Annotated in this window: 5 protein-coding genes; 2 read left to right on the top strand and 3 right to left on the bottom strand. The window is 60.8% G+C overall.

What is annotated here, in order from left to right:
• On the bottom strand, positions 1–192 hold a 192-nt coding region (locus H5U08_RS11090; protein ID WP_297032984.1), incomplete at its 3' end, for a hypothetical protein.
• Positions 193–618: 426 nt separating this feature from the next.
• Here H5U08_RS11090 and H5U08_RS11085 point away from each other — a divergent pair.
• Positions 619–1,086, top strand: a complete 468-nt coding sequence (locus H5U08_RS11085; protein WP_297032982.1) for a hypothetical protein — start codon at positions 619–621, stop codon at positions 1,084–1,086.
• Between the two features lie 244 nt (positions 1,087–1,330).
• Positions 1,331–2,356 (top strand): bile acid:sodium symporter family protein, encoded by a 1,026-nt coding sequence (locus H5U08_RS11080; RefSeq protein WP_297032980.1) that lies wholly within the window; start codon positions 1,331–1,333, stop codon positions 2,354–2,356.
• A 23-nt stretch (positions 2,357–2,379) separates the two neighbouring features.
• On the opposite strand, the gene H5U08_RS11075 is transcribed toward H5U08_RS11080, so the two are convergent.
• Positions 2,380–3,990 (bottom strand): HAMP domain-containing sensor histidine kinase, encoded by a 1,611-nt coding sequence (locus H5U08_RS11075; protein WP_297032978.1) that lies wholly within the window; start codon positions 3,988–3,990, stop codon positions 2,380–2,382.
• Between the two features lie 99 nt (positions 3,991–4,089).
• The coding region (locus H5U08_RS11070; RefSeq protein WP_297032977.1) for a response regulator at positions 4,090–4,381 on the bottom strand (292 nt) is incomplete at its 5' end.

Here is a 4,381-nt window from a genome sequence, read left to right as displayed (position 1 = left end):
GGCATAGCCGTTGATCACCGGCGGGTGGAGGTGGAGGACCACGGCCACACACTCCGGCCCCCCGCGGACCGCGGAAACCTCGTTCATCTTGGCCACCGGGACCACGGCGAAACGCCACGCCAGAGCCGATTCGATCTGGCTGATGAACTCGCGATCACCACTCACAACAAGAAGAGACGGTCGGTACATCATAGGCATCGCCGAATCGCAAAGAGCCACCGTGACACCGGGACTGGGCGTTTCACCTGTGAGGTCGTTTCAAGATGAGAAAGCCACCGAAAAGGTCCACCTTGCCACAGCCCCGCGCATCCCTCAAGCGTCGAACGTTTTCCAATCGAAACAGATACGTTTATCTGCTTTATCTATCCTGCCTATTTTAGTTAGGGCCGGGATATACTCAAGCGCATTCCGGCCGATAGTCGGGCAACGTCGGAGAAAGCGGGCAAGTTTTTCCGGATAAAGCAAACCTGCCGCGATTCCCCCGACCGGATTCCCGATAGCATCTATGGGACATGTTGCTCGCCCTCTTTTGCGGGCCGCTCCCATGACAGACTCGCCACCATCGCAGCTCTGATAACCGGAAGAATTCGGCAAACCAGGGAAATCGAGGACTGCCTCATGAATACATGGGTCATCGCCGTCGTAGTTTCCGTCCTTGGAGGGGGGGTTACGCAGGACCAGATGACGGGAGCGCAACCGGCTCCCCTCCCACCCAACGAAACGGTGGTTGTCGAAGCCGCTCCCGAGATGCCTGCCGTCGCGGCGGGGAAACCCATCGGTCATCGGCCCACGGCCACAGGTCACGGCTGGATCGTGGATTGGTTTGGCCCGATGCCGCAAACCTGCTACCAGCCACGCTTCGGCTGCTATCCCGGCAATCCGCGGACGATCCATCGCTATCCGGCCTTCCACGGCTACTACTATCGCAGTCCCTATAACTACCGTCACCTTTTCGAGTATCCCTGGCACGCCCAGCCGAACGAGCCGCAACCGCTCCACGGCGGCCAGGGTGAAGTGCTGGCGACGGATACCGTGGAAGTTCAGCCCGAGCTCGCTCCCCTGCCGGATCCTGCCACCCAGCGTTAGTTTTGCGACAGAGATAATTCTCCTTCGCGGAAGAGGTTGACCGTCCGGGCGACCGCCTGTCCCCGTCCAGCCCGGATTTCTTGAGGAAACGCTTCACGCGTTCTTGTCTTTGCATCCCGCGGTGCCGACAATGATGCCTACGCTTTTTTCGAAGGATTGAAGGTTCAAAAGGAGAGCCGGGCGTTGTGCCGCCGGGCAGGTTCGGCGTTTGAAAGTTTCCCCCCGCGACCGCGCTGGAGTGGCCATGGTGCGTTGGTATTTGGAGCGTTTCCTTCCTGTTTGGCTTGTGCTCCTCTGCCTGGTGGCGTTCGTCTGGCCCGCGATGATTTCCAATGGCCCCGATCCCTTTTTGCTCAGCAAGCCCTATTTACCGCACCTGATCGCCGTGACGATGCTGGCCATCGGTTCGCTGCTGCCCCGGGAAGAGCTTCTGGGGGTGTTTCATCGCTGGCCACTGGTGCTCTTCGGGACGGCGGTGCAGTACAGCTCGATGCCCGCCCTGGCCTATCTCTCCTCGCAGGTCTGGGGACTGGAGGGCCCCTGGCTGATCGGCTGTCTGATGGTGGGGTGCGTGCCGGGGGCGATGGCCTCCAACGTCCTGACGTTGATCGCCCGGGGAAACGTCAGCTACTCCGTGAGCCTGACGACCAGCGCCACGCTCCTGTCCCCGGTGGTGGTCCCTTTTGTGATGTGGCTGACGGTGGGCCGGTTTGTCGAATTTCCAGTCATTCGGACCGGTGTGGAGCTCCTTCTCATGGTGGTCTTGCCCGTGGCCTTCGGCTTCGCTCTGTCGCAGCTTTCCACGGCATGGCGATCAATCGCAGCAAGGGTGGGTCCGATCGTAGCGAACCTCGTCATCCTCTGGATCATCGCCGTGGTCGTCGCTGCCAATCGCACCCAGTTGAACGCCGTCAACGCCATCCTGCTGGCAGCCCTGGGGATGATCAATTTCGGGGGATATGCCGCCGGTTATCTGGCGGCCATCGCGGCGGGACTCCCGGTGGGCATGCGTCGGGCCCTGACCCTGGAAATCGGCATGCAGAACGCCGGGCTGGGGACGACGCTCACTCTGAGCCTTTTTCCCGACCAGCCGCAGGCCGCCATCCCCTGCGCTCTCTACACCTTCGGTTGCATGTTCACGGGGACACTGCTGTCCCGCTGGATGGCCAGTTTTCCCGTTTCATCACCCCCGGCCGACAAGCAAGAATCGCCCGCCCAGGGAACCCCACATCGCAATCGAATCGTGAATCACCCCCCTGATGACCAATGAAGGGTCACCTGTTTATGGCCCAATCAATCAGCCAATTCGTTCCCGCTGGGTAGATGAATCCGAAAGACGGCTCCGCCGCCGGGAGGCGATAACACTTCGATCCGCCCGCCATGCTGACGCACGATCCGCCAAGCCTTGGGCAGACCCATCCCCAGTCCTCGTCCGGCCTGTCGCGCCGAGTAAAACGGATTGAAGATATGTGGCCGATGCTCCTCGGGAATTCCGCGGCCGTTGTCCGCGATTTCGATCACGACTTCCTCGGGGGCGTTGACCCAGCCGAAGCGCACTTCCCCCCCATTGCCGGCCGCCTCAATCGCATTCTTGCCCACCGCCTCGAGGGCGATGAGCAGTTGGTTGCGATCGGCATGCACGACGGGCCCTTCCGCCTGCGGCCCAACGGCCAGGACAAGGTGCACGCCTTTTTCCTGGGCCAGGGGGTTCAACTCGGCAACGGCCGTTTCCAGCAATTCGATCACGTTCACGGGCGCAGGTCGGGGGTGAGGAGGCCGCGCAAAAAGCCGCGTGTCCGCGATCATCTCGTGGGCCCGTTGTACCTGGGCAAGGATCATCGCCAGGGTTCGCCGGGTATCCGGATCTTTGGCATCGCGGAGGAGAAGCTGCGCGTGGCCGCCGATCACAGCGAGGGGATTGTTGATCTCGTGGGCAGCCCCCGCCGCGAAATCCGCCAGGGCATCCAGTTTGAGAGTTTCTAATACCTCGGCCATTCGAACGGGCAGCGCCAGAAAATCGCGAAAAGCGGCAAGGGCGGTGAGAAACAATTCGCGGGCACCGGTGATGGTCTGCCACCAGCTTTGCCAACGCCACACGACGGCGAGCGAATCGACCACTTTTCTCCGGTTTTTTTCACTGACCGCCCGCTCGATAAACGTTCGAGTCTCCGGAAGGGAAAGGGCTTTCTCCAGCAAAAACTCCCAAATCTCCGGCCAATCATGCCGCACTATTTGGACCCAGAATAGTTCGAAATCCTGTTCCGGCAGACAACCGACAATCTGCCACACCGTGCGAACAATGGCGAGCGCACCGCCCAAGGAGTCCGGGATTTTCTCTGGCAAGCTGGGACCACGATCGTCGGGATCCTCCGACGCCAGGTGAAAGGCGACTGCAAGGTCCCCCAAACGCAGCATGCCCGGATTCTCGGATCGCAGCCACAATCGGGTCAACAGCGCCGTGAGAAACACTCGCTGGACCAAAAGCCGTTCCGGGAACGGCTGATCCGTTTGCTCAACGGTTCGGTTGTCGGGCCGATGACGGACGGGATGAAGTCTCCCCAGCGGGGTCGTTTCGGGCGATTGTTCAAGGCTTCCCAGAAAGCCATCCGTCAGGCGTGATTGCAAGACGCCGATGACGTCCGCCGCATTCGCCGGGAAAAGGGACGCACCATCGGGGGCAATGTCTTTCAGCACCGCCGCCAGTGCGAGTGGATCGCGGAGCAGGACGTGAAGCAGTTCGGCACCGAGCGGTCGGTGAAAATCGGGACCCAACCCACACCACGCGGGTGCCGCATCCCCCAGTCGGCCAGCGTGACGAAACAGGACGCGACTGATTCCGACAAGCGTGGCATCAGCGATCCAGAAGGTCTTGTCGGCAGGGGACCGCGTGAGAACTTTGAACATCAGGCAAGCACCTGAGCATGGTGCGCGAACTATCCCTGACCCGGTCAACCGCAAGGAAAGCCAGCCCGGGTTTCCCCACTTGCTCTAGCGACTCACCACTCAAACGTGGGACCGCGACGGAATGTCGAGCAACTGGCAAATCCGCTCGACGAGCTGCTCGATCTCAAACGGTTTGTGGAGGAAATCGTCGGCCCCCACCGCTTTGAGCTCCTGAATACGGTCCTCTTCCACCATGCCGGAGATGCAGATGATGCGGATATCATTCATGTTGGGATCGGATCGCACCACCTGGCAGACATCTTTTCCGTTGATGTCGGGGAGCATGATGTCGAGGACGATGAGATCGGGATGATACTCTTTGACCGCCATCCCGGCCTCGAAACCGTTGTTG

Origin of the sequence: Thermogutta sp. (assembly GCF_014359955.1) — a bacterium.
GTDB lineage: Bacteria > Planctomycetota > Planctomycetia > Pirellulales > Thermoguttaceae > Thermogutta.
The sequence above is the reverse complement of the archived record's forward strand: the minus strand, read 5'-3'. Positions and strand labels throughout refer to the sequence as shown.

Coding starts and splice junctions, on each gene's coding strand:
- H5U08_RS11080 (WP_297032980.1), top strand. CDS start 1,331: ATGGTGCGTTGGTATTTGGAGCGTTTCCTTCCTGTTTGGCTTGTGCTC.
- H5U08_RS11075 (WP_297032978.1), bottom strand. CDS start 3,990: ATGTTCAAAGTTCTCACGCGGTCCCCTGCCGACAAGACCTTCTGGATC.
- H5U08_RS11085 (WP_297032982.1), top strand. CDS start 619: ATGAATACATGGGTCATCGCCGTCGTAGTTTCCGTCCTTGGAGGGGGG.